General features: G+C 35.1%; 32 protein-coding genes and 1 pseudogene. 29 read left to right on the top strand and 4 right to left on the bottom strand.

Going from position 1 to position 22,892, the window contains the following annotated elements:
- Positions 1-5 precede the first annotated feature (5 nt).
- The gene (locus tag ACMW72_RS05840) at positions 6-449 is read left to right on the top strand and encodes an Hsp20/alpha crystallin family protein (RefSeq protein WP_418367908.1); all 444 of its coding nucleotides are present in this window, start codon (positions 6-8) and stop codon (positions 447-449) included.
- A gap of 41 nt (positions 450-490) precedes the next feature.
- On the opposite strand, the gene ACMW72_RS05835 is transcribed toward ACMW72_RS05840, so the two are convergent.
- On the bottom strand, positions 491-856 hold the full coding sequence (locus tag ACMW72_RS05835; protein WP_418367907.1) for a hypothetical protein: 366 nt from the start codon (positions 854-856) through the stop codon (positions 491-493).
- Positions 857-1,050: 194 nt separating this feature from the next.
- Here ACMW72_RS05835 and ACMW72_RS05830 point away from each other — a divergent pair, with 194 nt between their 5' ends.
- The 3 genes and pseudogenes from ACMW72_RS05830 to ACMW72_RS05820 all read left to right on the top strand — a co-directional run bounded on the left by ACMW72_RS05830 (position 1,051) and on the right by ACMW72_RS05820 (position 3,070).
- Positions 1,051-1,767: a cytochrome c biogenesis CcdA family protein gene (locus ACMW72_RS05830; protein WP_418367906.1), complete on the top strand. Its 717-nt coding sequence runs from the start codon at positions 1,051-1,053 to the stop codon at positions 1,765-1,767.
- Positions 1,768-1,770: 3 nt separating this feature from the next.
- Positions 1,771-1,865: pseudogene (locus ACMW72_RS05825) on the top strand (transcriptional regulator MntR); the annotation flags it as partial.
- 275 nt (positions 1,866-2,140) lie between these two features.
- Entirely contained in the window at positions 2,141-3,070 is a 930-nt protein-coding gene (locus tag ACMW72_RS05820) for a patatin-like phospholipase family protein (RefSeq protein WP_418367905.1), read from the top strand.
- A 24-nt stretch (positions 3,071-3,094) separates the two neighbouring features.
- On the opposite strand, the gene ACMW72_RS05815 is transcribed toward ACMW72_RS05820, so the two are convergent.
- Both ACMW72_RS05815 and ACMW72_RS05810 read right to left on the bottom strand, forming a co-directional pair.
- Positions 3,095-3,361, bottom strand: a complete 267-nt coding sequence (locus ACMW72_RS05815; protein ID WP_418367904.1) for a hypothetical protein — start codon at positions 3,359-3,361, stop codon at positions 3,095-3,097.
- A gap of 21 nt (positions 3,362-3,382) precedes the next feature.
- Positions 3,383-4,324: a DUF1385 domain-containing protein gene (locus tag ACMW72_RS05810; protein WP_418367903.1), complete on the bottom strand. Its 942-nt coding sequence runs from the start codon at positions 4,322-4,324 to the stop codon at positions 3,383-3,385.
- A 182-nt stretch (positions 4,325-4,506) separates the two neighbouring features.
- Here ACMW72_RS05810 and ACMW72_RS05805 point away from each other — a divergent pair, with 182 nt between their 5' ends.
- The 5 genes from ACMW72_RS05805 to efp all read left to right on the top strand — a co-directional run bounded on the left by ACMW72_RS05805 (position 4,507) and on the right by efp (position 7,627).
- Complete coding sequence (locus ACMW72_RS05805; protein WP_418367902.1) at positions 4,507-4,971, top strand: hypothetical protein; 465 nt, start codon at positions 4,507-4,509, stop codon at positions 4,969-4,971.
- The gene (locus ACMW72_RS05800) at positions 4,946-5,434 is read left to right on the top strand and encodes a YqhR family membrane protein (RefSeq protein WP_418367901.1); all 489 of its coding nucleotides are present in this window, start codon (positions 4,946-4,948) and stop codon (positions 5,432-5,434) included. Before ACMW72_RS05805 ends, ACMW72_RS05800 begins: the two co-directional genes overlap by 26 nt.
- A 71-nt stretch (positions 5,435-5,505) precedes the next feature.
- Positions 5,506-5,949 (top strand): type II 3-dehydroquinate dehydratase, encoded by a 444-nt coding sequence (gene aroQ, locus ACMW72_RS05795; protein ID WP_418367900.1) that lies wholly within the window; start codon positions 5,506-5,508, stop codon positions 5,947-5,949.
- Between the two features lie 17 nt (positions 5,950-5,966).
- Entirely contained in the window at positions 5,967-7,037 is a 1,071-nt protein-coding gene (locus ACMW72_RS05790) for a M24 family metallopeptidase (RefSeq protein ID WP_418367899.1), read from the top strand.
- A gap of 32 nt (positions 7,038-7,069) precedes the next feature.
- On the top strand, positions 7,070-7,627 hold the full coding sequence (gene efp, locus ACMW72_RS05785) for an elongation factor P (protein WP_418367898.1): 558 nt from the start codon (positions 7,070-7,072) through the stop codon (positions 7,625-7,627).
- A 15-nt stretch (positions 7,628-7,642) separates the two neighbouring features.
- Here the strand turns inward: efp and ACMW72_RS05780 are convergent, their stop codons facing one another.
- Positions 7,643-8,371 carry a 2-phosphosulfolactate phosphatase gene (locus ACMW72_RS05780; RefSeq protein ID WP_418367897.1) on the bottom strand — a complete coding sequence of 243 codons (729 nt, stop codon included), beginning with the start codon at positions 8,369-8,371 and terminating at the stop codon, positions 7,643-7,645.
- A 158-nt stretch (positions 8,372-8,529) separates the two neighbouring features.
- Here ACMW72_RS05780 and ACMW72_RS05775 point away from each other — a divergent pair, with 158 nt between their 5' ends.
- From ACMW72_RS05775 to ACMW72_RS05680, 20 genes are all read left to right on the top strand, one after another.
- Positions 8,530-8,805: a YqhV family protein gene (locus ACMW72_RS05775; RefSeq protein WP_418367896.1), complete on the top strand. Its 276-nt coding sequence runs from the start codon at positions 8,530-8,532 to the stop codon at positions 8,803-8,805.
- Positions 8,806-8,860: 55 nt separating this feature from the next.
- Positions 8,861-9,301 carry a CD1247 N-terminal domain-containing protein gene (locus tag ACMW72_RS05770; protein WP_418367895.1) on the top strand — a complete coding sequence of 147 codons (441 nt, stop codon included), beginning with the start codon at positions 8,861-8,863 and terminating at the stop codon, positions 9,299-9,301.
- A gap of 272 nt (positions 9,302-9,573) precedes the next feature.
- Positions 9,574-10,542, top strand: coding sequence for a stage III sporulation protein AA (gene spoIIIAA, locus ACMW72_RS05765; protein ID WP_418367894.1), 969 nt, complete (start codon positions 9,574-9,576; stop codon positions 10,540-10,542).
- Positions 10,535-11,053: a stage III sporulation protein SpoIIIAB gene (gene spoIIIAB / locus ACMW72_RS05760; RefSeq protein WP_418367893.1), complete on the top strand. Its 519-nt coding sequence runs from the start codon at positions 10,535-10,537 to the stop codon at positions 11,051-11,053. The genes spoIIIAA and spoIIIAB overlap by 8 nt, the downstream gene beginning before the upstream one ends.
- Positions 11,054-11,064: 11 nt before the next feature.
- Positions 11,065-11,268 carry a stage III sporulation protein AC gene (gene spoIIIAC, locus ACMW72_RS05755; RefSeq protein WP_418367892.1) on the top strand — a complete coding sequence of 68 codons (204 nt, stop codon included), beginning with the start codon at positions 11,065-11,067 and terminating at the stop codon, positions 11,266-11,268.
- 21 nt (positions 11,269-11,289) lie between these two features.
- Entirely contained in the window at positions 11,290-11,676 is a 387-nt protein-coding gene (spoIIIAD, locus tag ACMW72_RS05750; protein ID WP_418367891.1) for a stage III sporulation protein AD, read from the top strand.
- Positions 11,677-11,688: 12 nt separating this feature from the next.
- Entirely contained in the window at positions 11,689-12,858 is a 1,170-nt protein-coding gene (gene spoIIIAE, locus ACMW72_RS05745; protein ID WP_418367890.1) for a stage III sporulation protein AE, read from the top strand.
- A gap of 11 nt (positions 12,859-12,869) precedes the next feature.
- The gene (spoIIIAF, locus tag ACMW72_RS05740; RefSeq protein WP_418367889.1) at positions 12,870-13,559 is read left to right on the top strand and encodes a stage III sporulation protein AF; all 690 of its coding nucleotides are present in this window, start codon (positions 12,870-12,872) and stop codon (positions 13,557-13,559) included.
- A gap of 11 nt (positions 13,560-13,570) precedes the next feature.
- Positions 13,571-14,203, top strand: coding sequence for a stage III sporulation protein AG (gene spoIIIAG / locus ACMW72_RS05735; RefSeq protein ID WP_418367888.1), 633 nt, complete (start codon positions 13,571-13,573; stop codon positions 14,201-14,203).
- A gap of 19 nt (positions 14,204-14,222) precedes the next feature.
- Positions 14,223-14,786, top strand: a complete 564-nt coding sequence (locus ACMW72_RS05730) for a SpoIIIAH-like family protein (protein ID WP_418367887.1) — start codon at positions 14,223-14,225, stop codon at positions 14,784-14,786.
- Positions 14,787-14,965: 179 nt separating this feature from the next.
- Positions 14,966-15,496: an acetyl-CoA carboxylase biotin carboxyl carrier protein gene (gene accB / locus ACMW72_RS05725; RefSeq protein WP_418367886.1), complete on the top strand. Its 531-nt coding sequence runs from the start codon at positions 14,966-14,968 to the stop codon at positions 15,494-15,496.
- 13 nt (positions 15,497-15,509) lie between these two features.
- On the top strand, positions 15,510-16,865 hold the full coding sequence (gene accC / locus ACMW72_RS05720; protein WP_418367885.1) for an acetyl-CoA carboxylase biotin carboxylase subunit: 1,356 nt from the start codon (positions 15,510-15,512) through the stop codon (positions 16,863-16,865).
- Positions 16,866-17,105: 240 nt separating this feature from the next.
- Positions 17,106-17,657, top strand: a complete 552-nt coding sequence (gene amaP / locus ACMW72_RS05715; protein ID WP_418367884.1) for an alkaline shock response membrane anchor protein AmaP — start codon at positions 17,106-17,108, stop codon at positions 17,655-17,657.
- A 10-nt stretch (positions 17,658-17,667) separates the two neighbouring features.
- On the top strand, positions 17,668-17,883 hold the full coding sequence (locus tag ACMW72_RS05710; protein ID WP_418367883.1) for a DUF2273 domain-containing protein: 216 nt from the start codon (positions 17,668-17,670) through the stop codon (positions 17,881-17,883).
- Between the two features lie 86 nt (positions 17,884-17,969).
- Entirely contained in the window at positions 17,970-18,404 is a 435-nt protein-coding gene (gene nusB / locus ACMW72_RS05705) for a transcription antitermination factor NusB (RefSeq protein ID WP_418367882.1), read from the top strand.
- An 8-nt stretch (positions 18,405-18,412) separates the two neighbouring features.
- Positions 18,413-19,384 carry an O-sialoglycoprotein endopeptidase gene (locus ACMW72_RS05700; protein ID WP_418367881.1) on the top strand — a complete coding sequence of 324 codons (972 nt, stop codon included), beginning with the start codon at positions 18,413-18,415 and terminating at the stop codon, positions 19,382-19,384.
- A gap of 71 nt (positions 19,385-19,455) precedes the next feature.
- Positions 19,456-20,313: a bifunctional methylenetetrahydrofolate dehydrogenase/methenyltetrahydrofolate cyclohydrolase FolD gene (gene folD / locus ACMW72_RS05695; RefSeq protein ID WP_418367880.1), complete on the top strand. Its 858-nt coding sequence runs from the start codon at positions 19,456-19,458 to the stop codon at positions 20,311-20,313.
- A gap of 23 nt (positions 20,314-20,336) precedes the next feature.
- Positions 20,337-21,698, top strand: coding sequence for an exodeoxyribonuclease VII large subunit (gene xseA / locus ACMW72_RS05690; RefSeq protein ID WP_418367879.1), 1,362 nt, complete (start codon positions 20,337-20,339; stop codon positions 21,696-21,698).
- The gene (gene xseB, locus ACMW72_RS05685; protein WP_418367878.1) at positions 21,688-21,948 is read left to right on the top strand and encodes an exodeoxyribonuclease VII small subunit; all 261 of its coding nucleotides are present in this window, start codon (positions 21,688-21,690) and stop codon (positions 21,946-21,948) included. Before xseA ends, xseB begins: the two co-directional genes overlap by 11 nt.
- A complete protein-coding gene (locus tag ACMW72_RS05680; protein WP_418367877.1) occupies positions 21,945-22,856 on the top strand; it encodes a polyprenyl synthetase family protein in 912 nt (303 codons plus the stop codon). The genes xseB and ACMW72_RS05680 overlap by 4 nt, the downstream gene beginning before the upstream one ends.
- Positions 22,857-22,892: the final 36 nt, after the last annotated feature.

Raw genomic sequence — 22,892 nt, 5'->3', positions numbered from 1 at the left:
TGGCGATGAGTGAGTTGGAACGAATCTTTCGTGATATGGAAAATTACTTGTTACAACAAGTGAATCAATTATTTTATGGATTTCCTTCATGGTACCCATCGTTGCCGTCTAGTACTGAAATAAATGAACATATTGAAGAAAAAGATGAAAAAATTCTCGTTTATATTGATCTTCCTAATTTATCAAAAGATCATAAGATTCATCTTTCCGTTAATCGGGATCATTTAGTTATGGAAGGAAAACTTTCCAAGCAAGAAAATACTCGTTCTAACAGTGGGAAAAGTGTGAATCGTAGCTATTCTGAATACTTTTATAGGAACATTCCATTACCGGCTAGAGTTACAGCAAAAGGGGCAAAAGCAGAATATCAACATGGCAGGTTGAAAGTCAGCCTCAACAAGGTAGGACAATTTGAAGATGGAACAATTCATATCGATTTTAGATCGTAGAAAACCCTATATATAGTAATTCTTGGATGGGTGCTTGATCCTTATGAATCGGCCTCATACAGGGAAAAATAATAGATCTTTGTAAATCCTTTCTTTTTATTCGAGATAAGGACAAGTTTGTTTTGAACGGTGATTTCATAGTAATCATCAGTTCCATATTGATTGGCCATAAAGATTCCATGTGACTTTGGTTTAATGAGAAAATGCTTACCGCTTTTGTAATCATACAGTTTTATTGTTGTTTCATCTTGAGTAACAGATACATAAGAATTACTTTTGTAATCATAGATGGTATCGCCAAAATCATAAGTAAATGTTTCTCCACTTCTGCTTTCTGTTAATATTCTTATTTTTTTTCCAGTGACTTTGTGAGCAACGACGTAGGATAATAGAGGTTCAATAAACATTAAAATCCCCTCCAATTTAAGATCATTCAAAGGTTTTTGGTATAGTATTATATGAAAGGCTTCTAAAAAAGTGTAATCGATGTCATGGAAAATCTGTGGCTTTTTAGAATCAAAGTAGAATGTTATTTTATTTTGCTGAAAAGTATGATAAGTTATAAAAGCAGGTATGAAATTGGTCTAGGAGGAGATTTGGTGTGGATGGTGGGAATTTGAATCTCTGGTTAGCATTTATTGGAGGGGTTGTTTCTTTTATTTCTCCATGTGTATTGCCTTTGTACCCTTCCTATCTTTCTTATATTACAGGGATTTCTGTGGACCAATTGAAGAACAATTTTAATCAAAGAGATATTCGAAAACGAGCTTTATATCATACATTATTTTTTACCATCGGTTTTTCTATTATCTTCATCTCTTTAGGTTTTAGTGCTAGTCTAATTGGGGATCTTTTTTATCAATTTCAGGATATTGTTCGAAAAATCGGCGCAATATTAATGATTGTCATGGGATTATTCCTAGGGGGTTTTGTTAAATGGAATTGGCTTATGAAAGAACGGCGAATGGAGATTAAAAATAAACCAACAGGATATTTAGGATCTCTGTTTATTGGGATTAGTTTTGCCGCTGGTTGGACACCTTGTGTAGGGCCAATTTTAACCCTTATTTTAGCTTTAGCCGCAACAGATCCATCAAAGGGCACAATCTATTTACTTGCTTATAGTATTGGCTTTGCTCTCCCATTTTTTATTATGGCCTTTTTTATCGGTTCTACAAAATGGATTGTTCGTTATTCAGAAAAAGTGATGAAAATCGGTGGAGCTTTACTTGTATTTATTGGAATTTTGCTATTTACCAATCAAATGGCTAAAATTACGGTATATCTAACAAAGTGGTTTGGGACAAGTTGGTTTTAATTTGATATTGCTGAAGCACTTAAAGTCAGCTCTTCTTCCGTGACTAAAATGATCCAAAAACTAGACAAGGACGAATACCTGATTACGAAAAATATCGGGGATTAATTCTTATACTTTAACTGGGGAATATTGAGGATGAAAAGTTGATCTTTCAAGATGTAGAAGGAATTGAACACCATTTTAGCTGGAATCGATTGAAGCGATCCAATGATTGGTCATGTATTTGAAACTAAACAAAGACTTCATTGATCAATTCCATCAATTTAAAAAGGCGATAGATGATAAGGGAATAAGTGAAGGCTGTTATTTACGTGACAGTCTTTTTTATTTGTTTTCTTCATACATTTAAATAGGAATGTATGGAGGTGTTTTTATGTATGCGGATATCGTGATCGAGGGTGGTGGTGTCAAAGCGATTGGTTTAATCGGAGCTATTTATGAAGCGGAAAAAAGAGGATACGAATGGAAACGATTAGCAGGAACATCGGCTGGAGCAATTATTGCTTCTTTTTTAGCAGCAGGATATACATCTGAAGAATTAAAAAAAATCATGATGGAGATGGACTACAAGAAATTTATACGGAAAAAAGGAATCTTACATGTTCCTTTTATTGGTCCAATGACGAATTTATTAAGATACTCTGGTATCTATAGTGGTGATGCACTGGAAGAATGGATTAGGGAGAAATTATTGGCAAAAGGTGTAAGAGTGTTTAAAGATTTGGAAAAACCTGTTTATATTATCGCATCTGATATTACTAATGGTACACTCCTCAAACTCCCCGATGATCTTATTCAATTTGGCATTGAACCATCCACGTTTGAGATTGCAAAAGCTGTAAGAATGAGTACAAGTCTTCCTTTTTTCTTTCAACCAGTCCGACTAAAGACGAATGATGGAAATAAGAAAGGTTATCATTATATTGTTGATGGGGGAATATTGAGTAACTTTCCTGTTTGGATATTTGATAGTGAATTTTACCCGAAATGGCCAACATTTGGCTTTCGCCTCGTGTCTGAAAAAACAGGAAAGCCACATATGATAAAAGGACCTTTTTCATTAGGCTATGCGTTGATCACGACAATGATGGATGCACATGATATGCTTCATTTAAAAGAACAGGATTTCGTAAGAACAATCATGGTCAATACCCTTGGAACAAAGACAACAGAATTTGATATTTCAAAAGAGCAAAGGGAAAAATTATATATATCTGGTGTGAATTCAGCTAAGAAATTTTTTAACCAATGGAATTTTGTCAAGTATGTCTCAATATATCGATCTAAAAAATCTCAGGCGTAAAGATCAAGCCGTAATCGTAAGGGATTACGGCTTTTTATCATCTTTATTTCCTTTAATTACGGTAAAGCGGCTTATTCTTCTTTTTTTCGCACCTTTCATTTGCCGAGAATAATGAGATAGATTCCGATTAAGTATCCAATTCATTTTCTCAGGATGTTTATAAAAATAGTAGATCGTACTAAAAACAATTAGAGGAATTAGGATGCCTGAAGGGTTGATGCGGATAGATTGGGCTACTCCAATGATAAATAGCGCCAAGATTAGCCAATAGAGAACTCTTTTTTTTCCCAACTCATTCATTCCCTTCTTTTCTTATTTTATCAGTAACCCTTCATCTGGAGTTGTATCGAGTTCAATCATTCGTTTAAAGGAAGCAATAGATACTTCAATTTGTTTAGGATCTGGTTCTTTTGTTGTAAAGTGTTGTAACCAAATTCCAGGTAACCCAAGCCATTTTAAGATCGGGATATCTCTAACCGCGTTAGTAAATCGTAAAAATTCATAAGATACCCCAATAACGACCGGAATCAAAATAATCCTTTGCAAAACGCGATCCCAAATCGAATGGTAAGGGAAATATACATTAAAAATCGAATAGATCAATACCCCGATAATTACAGTTAGAATCATAAAGCTACTGCCACAACGATAATGAAAACGGGAATGTTTTTTTACATTCTCAACGGTTAATTCTTCCCCAGCTTCAAAAGTATTAATAACCTTGTGTTCTGCTCCATGGTATTGGAACAATCGTTTGACAAAAGGGGTTGTAGCAATCGCAAGAATATAACCCAATAATAAAAGAATCTTGATTAATCCTTCAATGAGATTATTGATAAATTGATTAGGAACCAATGTTCCAAAGAGAATTTGCGCCAAAGCAGCAGGTAAAGCAGTAAATAAAAGTTTCCCAAAAATGAATGATAGGATACCAACGATACTTACCCCTAATATCATCGTTAGTTTGGAAGTAGTTGGTTGAACTTCTTCACCAGGATTTACGTCAAATCGTTCTGCTGAGAAATTCAAGTGTTTTGAACCGTTTGCAATCGATTGAAAAAGAGCGATAATCCCTCTTAGATATGGAACCTTTTTTAATTTATGAAGCGTTTTATTCTCAATATTTTTCATTGTAAAAAATTCAAGAGTTTGATCTTTTCGTCGTATGGCAGTCACCGATACATTTTTGCCTGTAAACATAACGCCTTCAATAACGGCTTGCCCACCATATAATGGACAGGTTTGTTTTGACAACGAAGTTCACCTCACAATACTTTAAGCTTATTCTTCAGATTTATCTTAGATTTTAACATGATTTTGGCTTGAAACCAATGAATTCCTTGACCTTGTTACGAAAATAGTGCAATAGTGTATATCTTTACTCTCTTTCCAAAATAATAGTAAAAGAATTCCCATTTTTATGTAGGAGGTTGTTTATGGAACTATTTATTAAACGGTTTATCGATTTACTTGATGAAGAAATTCCTGTTTCTATGGTTCATACTGTTATTGAACAACCTTTAGGTGCAGCGCTGAATGATTCTTATGTTTTGATTCATGCGCGCAAAGACTTAGCAGCTGAGGATAGCCCTTATGTGGAAATAGAAATCTATCCAATCGATTACCGTAAGGCACGATTTTTATTTGCTTTTACATTCCCTAAAGATAGTATTCAGATCGATAAGACAAAATTTGAGGAAAAATTAAAAAGTGGGAAAAACATAAAAGCAGAAAAAATCATTCCTTTACAAAATACAGACGAAGAGTATTATGAACTGTTTGCTGAAAACGAATGGAATCTTCCAGAAAATAATGCAGAAATTGATCAAGCGATTGGAGAAATTCTAGAAATTATTAAGGAATGGATGAGTAGTAGTGGTTACCAAACAAATGACCTATAAACAAAAAAAAAGAAGGATGGCCATTCAAATAGGTTTAGCAGCAGGGATGATTTGGGGTTTATTATCTTTAGCTGCCTATTACCTTCAGTTTACAGACGTTGGTCCCTCCATCTATGCAAAACCTATATTGAAACCTGAGTATGTCTTAAAGTGGCAAGGTCATTTTATTGGTTTAGGTTTTTTTATCATCTATACGTTACTTTTTTCCTTCTTTTATGCACAATTTTTAATAAAATATGCAAGCCCCTTTGTTGGAATTGGCTATGGTTTCTTTTTATGGGTCTTTGTTTTTTATGTTCTCAATCCAATATTTCATTTGACAAAACCAGTCCGTGAACTAGGGTTAAATACCAATTCAGTGATGTTATCTTTGTATATCCTCACAGGATTGTTTATTGGTTATTCCCTTTCTAGCGAATTTAATAACCTCGAACAAGAGGAAGATCAACAAAATAACATTTAGGAAATGCAGCTATTCAAATAGCTAGAATTATGATAAAATATTTGAGAAAAAATGCCATTTAGGAGAGGGTTATGAAAAAGAAAGTTTTAGTTCTGCATGGACCTAATTTAAATCTTCTTGGGAAGCGAGAACCCCAAATCTACGGAACGACTACATTAGAAGAGTTGCATCAACAAATGAATGATTTGGCGCTAAGGTTTGATGTTGAGTTAACTTTTTTTCAATCCAATCATGAAGGAGAAATCATCGACAAAATCCATGAGGGTATGGGTACCTATGATGGGTTAATCTTAAATCCAGGTGCATTTACTCATTATAGTTATGCAATACGGGATGCGATTGCAGGAACAAAAATCCCAACAGTTGAAGTTCATATTTCCAATATATATCAACGTGAATCCTTTCGCCACCAATCGGTGATTGCCCCGGTAGCTATTGGTCAAATCTCGGGTTTAGGGATGTTTGGTTATATAGCAGCCCTTTATTTTTTTGTTGATCTTTTTAAACAGGGGTAGAAGGAGGTGAAAATGGGATGGAGAAACGAATTTTGCGTTTAAGGGAAGTGTTGAAAGAGCGAAATTTAGATGGGATGTTAATCACAAGCTTAAGTAATCGGCGTTACATTTCAGGGTTTACAGGAAGTGCGGGCACTGTACTTATCACTCAAAATGAGGCTTTTCTTGTTACTGATTTTCGCTACATCGAACAAGCGACCGATCAGGCTCGAAATTTTACTATTATTAATCAAGAAAGTTCACTAATAAACAAATTAAAAGAATTAGTCACAAAAACAGGGATTCATACCTTAGGATTTGAGCAAGATTATGTTACATATTCACAATATAAACAGTTTGAAGAAAGTTTTTCGCCCATGAAACTCGTCCCGCTATCCCAAGTGATTGAACAATTGCGAATGATAAAAGATGAAACAGAAATTCAGTTGATTCGTAAGGCAGCACAGATTGTGGATCAGACTTTCAATCATATCCTTACCTTAATAAAACCTGGAATACGTGAAGTTGAAGTGGCGTTAGAATTAGAATATAAGATGCGTCAACTTGGCGCACAAGGAGCCAGTTTTGATACCATTGTAGCATCAGGATATCGCTCCGCCCTTCCTCATGGTGTTGCTAGTGAAAAGAGAATCGAAGTGGGGGACTTTGTCACGATCGATTTTGGTGCGATCTACCAAGGATATGTCTCCGATATCACTCGTACAATCGCTATAGGAAGAGTAGATGAAAAACAAAAAGAAATATATAATATCGTTTTGGAAGCGCAGGTTAATGGTATAAACCATGTAAAAGCAGGGATGACAGGTAAAGAAGCGGATGATTTAACAAGATCCATTATTTCCCGTTATGGTTATGGTAAATATTTTGGTCATAGTACTGGGCATGGAATTGGTTTGGATGTACATGAAGGTCCTTTACTCTCCATGAAAAGTGATGTAATCTTAAAACCAGGTATGGTCGTTACCATCGAACCAGGAATCTATATCTCTAAATTTGGCGGCGTTCGCATTGAAGACGATGTATTAATTACTGACTATGGTAGAGAGGTATTAACATATTCACCAAAAGAGTTAATCATTATTGAATAGGAAATGAAATATAGAATTTAGGAGGTTTTTTCATGATTTCATCCAATGATTTTAAAACAGGATTAACGATTGAAGTAGACGGAGATATCTGGCAAGTTATTGATTTCCAACATGTAAAACCTGGTAAAGGGGCAGCATTTGTTCGCTCAAAATTAAGGAACTTACGCACTGGTTCCATTCAGGAAAAAACATTCCGTGCTGGAGAAAAAATTGCAAGAGCTCGTATTGAGACGAAAGAAATGCAATACTTGTATAATAGTGGCGATGATTATATTTTTATGGATACCAACACCTATGATCAAATCTCTATTCCTGCTTCAAGATTAGAAAGAGAAAAAAAATTTCTATTAGAAAATATGAATGTATTCATCATTAGCTATCAAGGTGAAATTATTGGTATTGATCTACCAAATACCGTGACTCTTGAAGTGATTGAAACAGAACCTGGCATCAAGGGAGATACTGCAACAGGTGCTACTAAATCCGCAACTTTAGAAACGGGGTTGAAAATCCAAGTTCCCCTTTTTGTTAATGTAGGAGATAAAGTGATTATTGATACACGTACTGAATCTTATGTATCAAGAGCTTAAAAAAAACTACCCTCTTCAATCTGAAGAGGGTTTTATCTTATTTAAGGAAGGATCATAAATCGGGGAAATGGAATAAAGATTAAGCTGACTACTAAAATCGATGTCTTCTGTAAATCCTAGTTGAGTTAATTTTTTTCCTGTTTCTGTATTTTTCAAAATATCAGGGAGTTTATCCTCGTAATATTTGTACATCCCATATACAGCTTTTCCAAAATCATTGATCTCATAGGACTGATCCGATTTTTTCAACAATAAATCGATGAAAAATCCAGCAGCTAATCCATCTTCTAACGCAAATTCGTTTCGATTTCCCACACATAATATCACAAGATCCCGTTTTAACTTTAGTGCCTCACTGATACAGCTATCCCCATTTATAAATCCGCCGATTAGAATGTGTTCAGCTCTTCCAGCCTTTTGCATAGCTCTTGTTCCATTCGTTGTAGTCATGATGATTTTTTTATCTTTCATTGTGGATGATATATATTCCAAAGGTGAATTTCCTAAATCGAATTCCTGTATTTTTTTAGAAAAACGATCACCGGCCAAAAGGACGCTACTTTTGATATTTTTCATCGTTTTTGCTTGGCCGATCGTTTCAACAGGAATGATCCATTTTACTCCATTGGCTAACGCAGTAATCATTGTTGTGGTAGTTCGAAAAATATCGACGATGATGACTGTTTTTTTATAAAGAGTTTCAACCTTCATCTCATCTACAGTGGGAATGACATCGACATACATCTTTCCCTCACCTTCCTTATATGGGGGATGATTCCCCATGCCATTAATATATGCGTTAGGCAAGAAAAAGTTCTTAGATGGACATTTATGGCATTTCTTGGACAATCAAACATATTAGTAGTAATAGGGAAAAACGACGAGATTTATGGAGGGGAAGCATGAGGGATGTAAACAAGTTCGTACTCGGTATGGCGTTTTTGCGCTTTTTTTCTGGTTTAATGGAATTACTAGCGGGGATGATTATGTTAAAATTAAATGAAATCAGTAAAGCGTTAATGGTTAATTCTCTGCTTGCTTTTCTAGGTCCTACGATTCTTTTATCTACGACAGCCATTGGCTTAGTTGGAATCTCTGATAAATTGTCATATGGTAAAATATTGGTGATTTTTATTGGTGTCGGTTTGATTTTATATGCGGTCAGGAAAGTAGGATAAACGATTTCATTAAGGTACATACTATAAAAGATGAATTTATAGGGGGTGTATCTACATGGATCGAATCCAAGAAAGAATTTCTTATTTACAAGGTCTAGCCGAAGGTCTAGATTTATTCCAAAATAAAAAGGAAGGAAAATTTCTCCAAGAATTAATAGATGTTATAACGGAACTAAACGAAAACTTACAGCATACAACGAATCGATTAACAGAATTAGAAGAATATGTTGAAGCGATTGATGATGATCTTAATGATTTAGAAGTGGATTATTATGATGAGCCTGATTTCGATGTTATAGATGAAGAAGATACAGAGACTCATGACGAAGAAGAGGATGACGATATTCAATATTTTGAAGTTGAATGTCCATCTTGCCACGAATTGATCATGGTTGATCAAGATTTATTTGAAGATGAAGGACCTACAAATGTGGTTTGTCCAAACTGTGAGCATGTTTTTATCCTGAACGATGAAGAATCAATGGCTAATACATAAAAAAGAATATATATTTTAAATATTGAGCTTTTTCTTGAAATGGCTTGTATGTTCTAACACTGCTCCTAACCTTACGGCTTTCCGTAAATAAGGTTGGTGGGAAATCACGCTCTAAAGAATCAGCTTATAGAACATACAAGCCAGTGGTTCTAAGGGTTTGTATATTTCCATAAGCATTGGAATATACAAACCTTTTTTAATTTTTTCCTAGCATAATTTGTCCAAGTCAGAATATGTATTAGTGAAGAATGATAATGGACAGGAGGGACAAAATGAAAAAAGAGATATTAGCCATATTCCCAAATCCTATAAGACAACTCATACAAACGCTTGAATCATCAGTAGCAAAAGAAATAGAAGAAATTCGCTTAAGAGAGAACCGTCCATTAGAAATTTCTTACTTGAATCAATTTGCTTTTCTTTCGCCTAAAGGAAAAATGACGTTAAAAGAACAGGAAGCTTATATTGTTACGCATGAAGATATGGTGAAAATGTTGAATTTAATTAGTAACCATTCGATCTACCGCTTGGATGAAGAGTTAAAACGAGGATATATTACCGTAAGTGGAGGCCATCGAGTTGGGATTAGCGGGAAAGTGATCCTTGAACATGGTGAAGTAAAAACAATCAAAGATATTTCTAGTTTCAATGTCCGAATTGCAAAACAAAAAATCGGTGTTGCTGATAAAGTCATTCCCTATTTGCTATTAGACCGGGAAAAGGTTCATAATACTTTGATTATCTCTCCGCCTCAATGTGGAAAAACCACGATTCTGCGAGATATTGCAAGACAATTAAGCTCAGGGATTAAAAGCCTTGGATTTTCCAGCAAAAAAGTAGGGATCGTCGATGAAAGGTCTGAGATTGCCGGGTGTGTATTTGGTGTTCCCCAAAATGATGTTGGACCCCGCACAGATGTTTTAGATGCATGTCCAAAAGCCGAAGGAATGATGATGATGATTCGTTCTATGTCACCTGAAATACTCATTGTCGATGAAATAGGTCGTAATGAAGATGCTGTAGCAATCTTTGAAGCGCGAAATGCAGGGGTTTCTGTCATTGCTACAGCACATGGAAGCAATATTGCAGATATAGCAAAGCGTCCTTCGATTTCTTCATTAATTCAGCAAAGGGCTTTTACTCGCTATGTCATCTTAAGTAGAAATCAAGGTGTAGGAACCATTGAGCGTATTCTTGATGAAGAATTAAACTCAGTGTTTAGGGAGAAGGCGTATGCTTAAACTAATCGGTTCAACATTAATCATTGCTGCCTCCACATATGGTGGAATGATTATCGCAAAATCATACCATGAAAGGCCAAAACAATTACGTTATCTTCGCCAAGGACTACAAATGCTTGAAACGGAAATTGCCTATAGTTCAAGACCACTTCATTTGGCTATGGACTTAATTGGTGAACGGATCCCTGGCATCATCGGCCAATTATTTCAAGAAATGGGGAAAAATTTACGGGATCAAGATGCCATCTCAACGTTTGAATGTTGGCAAAAAGCGATTGATGCGATATTCTCCAAAACCTCATTAAAGATCCAAGATAAGCAAATTCTGCTCCAATATGGCCATACATTAGGAATGACGGATAAGAACGATCAAATCAAACATATCCAATTAACTATACAACAACTAGAAACAGAAGAAGAATTAGCACGAGATGAGCAAAAAATATATGAAAAATTAAGTAAAAACTTAGGTGTTTTATTAGGGTTGTTAATTGTAATTCTAATGTATTAGGCGGTGAATCTATGGGCTTTGATGTGAATACCATTTTTCAGATTGCTGGGATCGGTATTATTTTATCAATGATACACACGATTTTAAAACAAATGGGAAAAGAAGATGTTGCCCATTGGGTTACGTTGATTGGTTTTGTTGTTATTCTTTTTATGGTTGCCTCATTTGTCAATGATTTATTTCAAGAAATTCAGAGAGTGTTTCTTTTTCACTAACCTTAAAAGAGGTTGTTCAATATGGAAATTATTCAAATTGTTGGTATTGGGTTGATTGCAACAATATTAGCAATACTGTTAAACGATCAAAAACCCCAATTTTCTTTTTTAATTGCTTTATTTACTGGAATTGTAATTTTTCTTTTTCTTATCGGTAAGATTTCATCAGCCATTCAAGTGTTAGAGAGATTAGCCGTCCAATCGAATATTAATATGGTTTACCTAGAAACGATTTTAAAAATTATTGGAATTGCATATATTGCAGAATTTAGTGCGCAAATGGTAAAAGATGCTGGGCAAGGAGCCATCGCCTCTAAAATTGAACTTGCAGGCAAAATCTTAATTATTGTCATGGCGATCCCAATCATTACTGTAATTATTGAAACCATTATCCAATTGTTACCTTAAAGGATGATCAAAATGAACAAAAATCTAGTTGTCTTTTTTCTATTTTTCGTTGTCTTTCTTACATTTTCTTCACAAACAGTTCTAGCAGAGAACAATTTGGACGAAATGGTAAAAGAGCAACTTAAACAGGTAAATACACAAAAAATTGAACAATTTTGGGATAAATTGATGAACCAATATGGTGGTTTTTTTCCCGAAAACCAAAAAAGTTTGTTTGATCTTGTGGTACCTGGTCATCATTTTGAATTTCAATCTTTTTTTATGGGGTTAATTAAATATATTTTTTACGAAATTTTCTACAACAGCAAATTGATCGGGACGATCATTTTACTTACGGTATTTAGTACGGTTTTGCAAAACATTCAGACTGCCTTTGAGCAAAGCACAGTGAGTAAAGTGGCGTTTTATATCTCCTATATGGTTGTGATGATCATTGCGATTAATAGTTTTACTGTTGCGATCAATTCTGCAAAAGATTCCATTCAAGAAATGATCAATTTTATGATTGCATTAATTCCCTTAGTCCTTGCCCTTGTAGCCTCATCAGGGGGAGTTATCTCAGCAGCAATGTTTCACCCGTTTATCATCTTTTTAATCCATGTGATTGGTGCGATGATTTATAAAATCATCTTTCCTTTAATTTTCTTTTCAGCTGTTTTATCGATTGTAAGCAAAGTATCGGAAAAATATCAAGTTTCACAATTGGCCAAGCTTCTGCGCAATATTAGTATTGGAGCGCTAGGAATCTTTACGACCATCTTTCTTGGAGTGATTTCAGTACATGAAGCAACTGCTTCAATCGCTGATGGTGTTACTTTACGAACGGCAAAATATATAACAAGCAATTTTGTTCCCGTAGTGGGAAAAATGTTTGCCGATGCGACAGATACTGTAGTTAGCGCATCATTGCTTGTAAAAAATGCAGTAGGAATGGCAGGAGTTCTGATTCTTTTATTAATTGTAGTTTTCCCATCTATTAAAATTTTAACTTTAGCTTTTATCTATCAATTATCTTCAGCGATTATGCAACCTTTAGGCAATAATCCAATGAATGAAACCTTAAATATGATCGGAAAAAATTTAATCTTTGTTTTTGCGGCATTAGCAACCGTAGGTTTAATGTTCTTTTTAGCACTAACGATTATTATTTCGGCAGGTAATATTACTGTTATGATGAGGTAAGGTGTATGCAGATGATGGAATGGATAAGCCATTGGCTTCAAAACATTATTCTAGTGGTTTTACTGGCTACTTTTGTTGATTTATTGCTGCCAACAGCGAACATGCAAAAGTATGCAAAAATGGTATTAGGATTAATTGTTATTTTATCGATGATTACACCGATTTTAAGTCTTATCTCAAAAGAATTCTCTCTACAAACAATGATCCAAAAAATCAATGAAAAAGCTTTATCAGATGCCAATATCAATATCCCTGTAATGGAAGAAATGGCAAAAAATGAAAATAAACTGAATCAACAATTTAAGCAGAGCTTAATCCAGCAAGTAGAAAAATCGATGAAACAACACTTAACTTCTTTATTAGAGAATCGTTTTAATGTAACGGTTCGTAACGTAGCTCTTAAAGCAAAAGTAAATGAAAATTTAAGTTGGCAAATTGAGAATGTCCAAATTGACTTACTTAAAGGCAAAAGGGATGAAATGAATCAACAAAAAAAAGAAATCAAAGAGATTGAGAATGTAGAAATCGTATCCGTAAATACTGACAAACCTTTAAACCAAATATATTCAAATGATAACAAGGAAATAAAAAATACAAAGGATGATTCTCATTTAAGAGAACAGATCGTGCAAGTGATTAAGGAACAATGGGGATTAAAAGAAGAACAAATTATGCTTAGGATTGGGCATGATTTGGGTTAGGGGGGGTTTTTATGAGCGGTGAAAAACAGGAGAGTTGGTTATCAAAACTATTAGGAGGTGATCACCTAAGCAAGGGTAAGAAACAATTGTATTGGCTTCTTTTAATTCTGCTTATTGGGATAGGGATTATGATTTTATCTTCCTTTTTCAATATTACAGAACAGGTTATGCCAGAAAATGAGCCTCTGCCTCCTTCAAAGGAAACAGCTGGAATTATCAATAAAGATGATCATCCTAAAACAATGGAAGACTATGAAAAGCTTTATGAAAATAAAATTACAGAAATCTTAACGGATATGATCGGTGTGGATGAGGTCACTGTAAAAGTAAACCTGGATTCTACTGAAGAAATCGTAGTAGAAAAAAATCAAAATTATTCTGAGCAAAATACCAAAGAACAAGATAAACAAGGGGGTACAAGAGAAATTAAAGACGTGAAAAAAGATGATCAAGTCGTCTTATACCAATCAGAGAATAAAGAACAACCTTTGGTTCTAAAAACATTAAAACCTAGAGTAAGGGGGGTTGTGATTGTTGCGAAAGGTGCTGATAAGGTCCAAGTAAAAACGATGATTGCAGAAGCTGTCCAACGCTTACTCGACATTCCACCTTATAAAATAGCAATATTACCAAAAAAAGGTTAATGAAAGGGAGGATATTTCAATGAAAAAGAAGATTGAAAAATCAAAACAAACAGTATGGGTACTTACAATGTTAACCGTTATGGTTGTTTTATCCGTATATTATCTTGTATCCGAACCCATCGATCCAACAAGATTGGTAAATCAAGATGTCAAGAATGAAACAACAGTGGATAAAATCGTAACAAATGATGCAACCGATGTTTCGCAGATGACTGATGAAATTGGCGAGAACACAAGTGATTACTTTGTAGGATTAAAATATGAAAAGAAAAATATGAGAAGTAAACAACTTGACGAATATTACTCGATGCTTAAATCCAATGCTTCTGCTGATGCAATGGCGAAGATTCAGGATAAGATTGAACGTTTACAGTCCTTAGAAGAACAAGAACTTGTTCTTGAAAAATTATTAATTGCCGATGGTTATAAGGATGCAATTGTGATTACGAATGATAATGGTGTTGATGTGATTTTACAAGCAAAAAACGTAAAAAATGAAGAAGCAGTACGCATTATTAAATTAGTAAGTGAACATTTAGATATACCAGCAACAAAAGTTCATATTAAGCCAATTGAATCTTAGTTTTGAATAAAGTATAAAAGTTAAAAAATTTTCGCAAAATTATAAAAAATATTACTCGATCTGCAGGAGATCGAGCTTTTTTGTTGAATACATAAATGGTAAGTTTTTTTTGTGGTCTTACCACTAGAGATAAAGGTATGCTATAATCATGGTAATGTTTTTTGAAGGGGGAAAAGGTGATGTACAAAATCCACGAACTTAGGGAACTCATTAAACTCATTGACCAGTCCAGTATCCAAGAATTTGAACTGGAACATGAAGACTCGAAAATTTCGATTAGAAAACAAAGTGCAGAAGTAGTAACTTCAATGGTAACACCACAGCCTCAAACTGTTGTAATGGAACAAACACCTGTTGTTCAACCTACATCTGTTACTCAAGTAGCACCAACTGTGCAAAATGCTGAACCAAAAGAAACTCCTCAATTAGCTCAGGTGACAAAAGAAGAAAAGAAAGCGATCGATCATAAACTTCATCAAATTAAATCTCCAATGGTAGGCACATTCTATCGTGCTCCTGCACCTGATGCCGAACCATATGTAAAAGTTGGAGATCGCGTTAATGAGAAAACGATTGTTTGTATTGTAGAAGCAATGAAGTTGTTTAACGAAATTGAAGCTGAAGTAAAAGGAGAAATTGTTGAGGTACTTGTAGAAAATGGACAGCTCGTGGAATACAATCAACCTTTATTCCTTGTAAAGGTTGACTAGGAAGGAGATTTCTATGTTCCAAAAAATCTTAGTAGCGAATCGTGGCGAGATTGCTGTTCGAATTATTCGGGCTTGTAAGGAAATGGGAATTCATACAGTTGCTGTCTATTCGGAAGCAGATAAGGACGCTCTTCATGTAAAAATGGCAGATGAGGCTTATTGTATAGGGCCAACAGCATCGAAAGATTCTTATCTAAAATTTGCTAATATTATTTCGGTTGCTAAATTGACGGAGTCAGATGCGATTCATCCTGGTTATGGTTTCTTAGCAGAAAATCCTGATTTTGCAGAAGTGTGTTCTGAATTTCAGATTGAATTTATCGGACCATCTCCTGAAGCGATAAAGAAAATGGGGGAAAAGGCCGTTGCAAAAGAAACGATGAAGGCAGCCGGTGTTCCAGTTGTACCAGGTTCTGATGGATTAATTGAAGATGTTGAAGAGGCCATTTTAATTGCTGATAAGATTGGTTATCCCGTGATTATTAAGGCTACTGCTGGCGGTGGTGGCAAAGGAATGAGAGTCGCTTACAATCCTGAAGAATTGAGAAAATCGATACAAATGGCTCAACAAGAAGCAGCACAAGCCTTTGGCAATCCAGGGGTTTATCTTGAAAAATATTTAGAAAATCCTCGCCATATTGAAATTCAGATTATTGCCGATAAATATGGAAATGTTGTCCACTTAGGAGAAAGAGATTGTTCAATCCAAAGGCGACACCAGAAACTAGTAGAAGAGGCCCCTTCACCAGCGTTGACACCAGAGTTAAGGCAGAAAATGGGTGAAGCTGCAGTTAGGGCTGCAAAAGCGGTGAATTATCATGGAGCCGGTACCATTGAATTCCTATTGGATGGAGATCAATTCTACTTTATGGAAATGAATACTCGCATTCAAGTGGAACACCCTGTTACTGAACTGATAACTGGAATAGATCTTATCAAAGAAATGATTCGTGTTGCTGCTGGAGAACCCCTTTCCTTTAAACAGGAGGATATTAAGTTTAATGGTTGGGCAATTGAATGTCGAATTAATGCTGAAGATCCAGCCAAAAACTTTATGCCTTCCCCTGGAAAGATTGACTTTTATTTACCACCTGGCGGTTTAGGAGTAAGGGTAGATAGTGCAGTATATCCTGGTTATACCATTTCTCCATTCTATGATTCGATGGTTGCGAAACTCATTGTTTGGGGAAGAGATCGAGAAGAAGCTATTTCCCGGATGAAACGGGCATTAAGTGAGTTTACAATGACTGGAGTAAAGACAACAATTCCATTTCACTTAAAACTATTCGAACATGAATTATTTATAAAAGGTGAGTTTGATACCAAGTTTTTAGAGAAATATCCCATACATAAGGAATTAAACAATTAAAGAAGGTAAAATTGTAATTTTTGCCTCCCGTTGTTATAATGGAAAATAGACGATGGGAGGTATTTTTATGGAACCATTCAAATCTCCCCTCCATATCATCGATATGATCACAAAAATTAACGGCTGTTGAAATAAATGTACATATCGATGGATTCATTTTGATGTAACGAAAACAAGGAGAACAAAGTATATATCATCCCCCCTGTTATGACAGGGGGTAAAATGTTGGGAGGAAATGAAATGAAACTATTTGATCGCTTGGTTTTGTTTTTAGCTAGTTTATCGTTAATGCTTATTTCATTATTTGTAATCGTAATTGGGATTGGTTTATTTAATCCGATGCTATTGAATCAATGGCTTACTCAATTTTTTAATCAATCGGATGTGAAGACAAGCGTACTTATTATTAGTCTAATCTTATTTTTCATTAGTTTATATCTAATCACAAAAAGCCTTCAGCGAAGAGAAGTATTACCAATTAGCAAACATTCGGAAATTGGCGAGATAAAGATTTCCATGGAAACATTAGAAAATCTAGTTACAAAAATCACTTCTCGTATAAAAGGGATACGGGAGTTAAAAGCAAAAGTAAGACCTGACGAACAGGGAACGATGTCGGTACTCGTTAAGATCGTATTTGATGGAGAAACACCTATTCCTCAAATTACAAAAGAGATTCAAGAGTTAGTAAAAGAAAGATTAGAACAGCTTACTGGTATTACCGTTGGACAAGTTCATATTGTAATTTCTAATGTGAGTCAGTCTACTAACAAAAAAGTTCTCGTAGAATAGGAGAATGTTTATGCTGTTTAAAATATGGGAAGAACATCCTGGGAAAATTTTAGGTTTATTCATTGGATTCGTTGTTGGTTTTATCTATTTATTTGTCGGTTTCATTAAGACACTCATTTTTATTGGATTTGTTTTAGCGGGTCTTTATATAGGACATAAATTGGATAGAAAAGAAGACTTGCATGATGTACTTGAAGAGATCTTACCCGACAAGTTTTTTAAATAACCTTTTCTAACCACCTTTGTATGGTGGTTTTTCAATTACGGTATGATATAAGAAAAAAATAAAATTTTATAAAAGGAGCAATAATTGTGAAACGAAGAGTACTTAGAGAGAAAATTTTACAAATTTTGTATCAGATTGATTTAACGAAAACAGAAGCAAATGAAGCGATCCATACGACGATTGACGAAAACAGTATCGATGATCATGATTTAGAGTTTATGGAGGATCGAATTTATGGTGTGTTAGAACATCTTGAACGGATTGATCAAAAAATAAGCCGATATTTAAAAGGTTGGAACATTGAGAGACTTGCGAATATTGACCGAGCAATATTAAGAATGACAGTATATGAATTAATGTTTAAAAAAGATGTTCCAGTTCGTGTTTCTATTAATGAAGCAATAGAGTTAGCAAAAACCTTTAGTACATCTGAGTCATCAAAATTTATCAATGGCGTTCTTGGCTCAATGGTCAAAGATCATCCAGAATGGGAAAAAGAAAAAATTCAGATTATTGATTAGGGGTAACTATGAAGAAAAAAGTATTTTTAGGAATCGATACGAGCAATTATATGACTTCAATCTGTTTTATTGATGAAAATCGAAAAATTCTCTACGAAGCAAAAAAGCTCCTTCAGGTAAAACTAGGTAAACGTGGTCTACAACAATCGGAAGCTGTGTTTCAGCATATTAAGAACTTACCAGAACTGTTTAAGGCAAATACAATCACGAAAGATTATCGATTAAGTGCAATTGCTGTCAGTCGTTCTCCAAGACCTGTGGAAGGTTCTTATATGCCTGTTTTTCAAGTGGGTGTAACAGTGGCGGAAAGTATTTCTGCAACATTTTCTATCCCTATTTATTATACTACTCATCAAGAAGGACATATCGCAGCAGGAATCTATAGTAGCGATGAATCACCAGAGCAATCTCATTTTTTAGCGGTTCATCTATCAGGTGGAACTAGTGAGATCCTTTCAGTAAAAGTGATGAAAAATGGAAACGGGTACGAAATTGAACAAATTGGGGGCACATTGGATCTTCATGCAGGACAATTTATCGATCGGATTGGGGTATTACTTGGGTATCCTTTTCCTGCAGGAAAAAATATTGAGCAACTAGCAGCTACACTTACCGATGATTTTGAACGGATTCCAACGACAGTGAAGAACTTTTCATTTCACTTTTCTGGTGCTGAAACAGAGGCAAAAAGAAGATTAGAAAAGGGAGTACCTGCGAATCAAATTGCAAGGGCGATTGAACACCATATTGCTATATCGATTGGCAAAGCATTAAAAAATGCCATAGAAGCAGCTTTTCCTAAGGAGATATTAATGGTAGGAGGTGTCGCTCAAAATCAGTATATAAGAAAACAGTTAGTCAAAATGCTTGAGAAACCCACAATTGGTGCTAAATTATTTTTTGCAAATCCTACATATTCTGGAGATAATGCGTTTGGCGTTGCCAATATTGCTTTAAACCATTATTTAAAATCTACTTAAAAGTTCTTTCCAAAATTAGAATATCTTTATAAACTACTGTAGAGGGAATTGGAAATTAGGAGGGGAAAAATATGTCAGCCCAAATTATTAGTGGAAAAGAAGTGGCAAAATCGATCAGAGAAGATTTAAAACGAGAAATTGAGGAATTAAAAAGACAGGGAGTTCATCCTGGTTTGACCGTCATTTTAGTCGGTGACGATCCAGCGTCTCAGATTTATGTGAATATGAAAGAAAAAGCCTGTAAAGAAATTGGGATCCGTTCGGAAGTGATTCGTATGGATCAATCCACATCTCAAGAAGAATTACTAAAGGAAATTCATCGATTAAATCAAGATGAAAATGTTCATGGTATCCTCGTTCAACTTCCTTTACCAAAGCAAATCGATGAAAAAGCAATCATTAATGCGATCTCACCAGTGAAGGATGTGGATGGCTTTCATCCCGTCAACGTTGGCAAGCTAGCTATTGGGGAAGATTCATTATTACCTTGTACGCCTCATGGAATTCTTGAACTCATTCGTCAGACTGGAACAGAGATAAAAGGGAAACACGCCGTTGTTATTGGAAGAAGTAATATTGTTGGCAAACCTGTCTCATTATTATTGTTGAGAGAAAATGCAACGGTAACCATAACTCATTCAAAAACGAGAGGCTTAAAAACAATAACAAAACAAGCAGATATCTTAGTTGTAGCTATAGGGAAACCTGAAATGGTTACAAAAGAATATGTCAAACCTGGCGCGATCGTCATTGATGTTGGTACAAACCGATTAGAAAATGGAAAGGTAGTTGGAGACGTTAAATTTGAAGAAGTAAAAGATATTGCTAGCTATATCACTCCTGTTCCGGGAGGAGTCGGGCCGATGACGATTACGATGCTTTTAAAGAATACAATTGAAGCTGCTAAGAATATCCATCATTTAAAATAGTACGATAAATAGGAGGGGGATCTGTGGACCAAGGGAATATTATCTTTTCCGTAAGTGAATTAACAAATTATATTAAAAACCTTTTGGATGAAGATCCAATCCTTCAGGAAATATGGATTCGTGGTGAAATATCCAATTTTACTCATCATGCAAGTGGGCATATGTATTTCACGTTAAAGGACGAGAATAGTCGAATTAAAGCGGTTATGTTTACGAGAAACAATCGTCTTTTGCGTTTTATACCTAAAAACGGGACAAAAGTAATTTGTCGTGGATATGTTTCCATCTTTGAAAGAGATGGACAATACCAAATATATGTTCAAGAAATGCAACCTGATGGAATCGGGCAATTGTATTTGGCTTATGAACAATTAAAACAAAAATTAGAAAACGAAGGCCTGTTTGATCCAAGGAAGAAAAAGCCTTTACCCCCTTATCCCAAGACGATTGGAATTATTACTTCACCAACTGGTGCAGCGATAAGAGACATCATCACCACCATTCAACGAAGATATCCAATAGTCAATTTGTTGCTGATTCCAGTATTAGTCCAAGGAGAAGAAGCAGCACAATCGATCGCACAAGCCATCGAAACCTTTAATCGCTATGGTAAAGTGGATTTACTCATTGTGGGACGTGGGGGCGGTTCCATCGAAGAGCTTTGGGCGTTTAATGAAGAGATTGTAGCTAGAAGTATCGATCAGTCCCAGATCCCAATCATAAGTGCAGTTGGACATGAAACTGATTTTACCATTGCTGATTTTGTTGCCGATGTACGAGCAGCAACCCCAACTGCTGCTGCGGAATTAGCGGTTCCCCATATCGATGAATTAAAGGTACATGTGGCATATTTAACAAAGAGATTAGAAAGACAGTTATTAAAAGAATTAGAACAAGCAAAAAACTCTTTTTACCACCTTTTACGTTCGACAGTCTTTCGTAGACCAAAGCAACAATGGAATGAATATTCCCAAAGGCTTGATCGTATCGAAGAAAAACTGAAATATGCACTTTTAAAAAATATCTCGATAAAAAAAGAAAATTTCACCACTATACATCACCGATTATTACAAGAAAGGCCAAATCAAAAAATAAAATATGCAAAAGAAACGGTTACACGTCTCAAAAAACAATTAATTCGGGAAATGAAGGTCTATAAAAAACGTTATGAAGAACAATTAGCGATGAAATTAGCTAAACTGGATGCTTTAAGTCCTTTAAAAGTCTTACAAAGGGGATATGCTGTTTTATATAATGAGAATAGGTCATCTTTGATTCGTTCAGTAAAACATGTAAATCTTGGCGACATTATCCATCTCGATTTATGGGATGGATCATTGGATTGCCAAGTATGGGGTTTGGAGGAAAAAAAAGATGAGTCATGAGTTCTTAACAGATGAACAAATGGAGGAACTAACTTTTGAAGAAGCTTTAGAACGGCTAGAAAAAATTGTAGATCTATTGGAGTCGGGAAATGTTCCCCTAGAATTAGCCATTGATTTATTTCAGGAAGGAATGAAGTTGGCAAAACGATGCCACCAAAAATTGGATAATATCGAACAAAAAATAGAGATTTTATTAGAAAAGGATGGGGAATTCTTAAAGAAACCCTTTGAACAAGAAGAGGTGGAATGATGGAACTAGGGAAACGGGAGTCAATTCATCAATTTTTAGCGGAAAAAGCAGAACTGATTAACCAAATGATCCCCCAATTTCTACCATCTGACAATGTTCCACCTATATTAAAAGAAGCAATGGAGTATTCTTTACTTGCTGGAGGAAAACGAATCCGCCCAATTTTGACGATGATTACTTATGAAGCCTTTGGGAAAAATAGCAATGAAATCCTGCCAATTGCCATTAATTTGGAATTATTGCATACTTATTCTTTAATTCATGATGATTTGCCTGCGATGGATAATGATGATTATCGTAGAGGTAAACTGACCAATCACAAAGTATATGGTGAGGCATTGGCCATTTTAGCAGGAGATGCTCTCCTTACTCACGCATTTGGTAATATGGCCAAATATCTAAGAAAATTCAATCACCTATCTCCCGATATCAGGCTCCAAATGATTGAGGAATTTGCACAATATGCTGGGGCATCAGGAATGGTTGGGGGACAAGTATTGGATACTTTGGGGGAGCAGGGAAAATCTACTTTCCAAGATTTAATTTATGTCCATACTCATAAAACTGGAGATTTATTGGTTTTCTCCATCCGTTTGGGTGCATTACTTGCAGAAGCAAACGACACACAAATTGAAAAACTAACCCAGTTCGGCCAAAAAATTGGTCTAGCTTTTCAAATCCAGGATGATATTCTGGATGTTATCGGCGATAGTGAAAAATTAGGCAAAAGAGTTGGAAGTGATCAAAATAACAAAAAGATTACGTATCCATATTTTAAAGGGATTGATGAATCTAAAGAAGAGGTAATCAAATTGGTAAAAGAGGCGAAACAAATGATCCAAGATATTGGAATTAAAACCAAACATTTATATCAAATCGCCGATTTTATGGTTTTTCGAGATAAATGATAAAAGGAATCTTTTCTCTCTTTATAAAGATTCCCA

The sequence above is a fragment of the Tepidibacillus sp. LV47 genome (genome assembly GCF_048381575.1).
Taxonomy (GTDB): domain Bacteria; phylum Bacillota; class Bacilli; order Tepidibacillales; family Tepidibacillaceae; genus Tepidibacillus.
The sequence above is the reverse complement of the archived record's forward strand: the minus strand, read 5'-3'. Positions and strand labels throughout refer to the sequence as shown.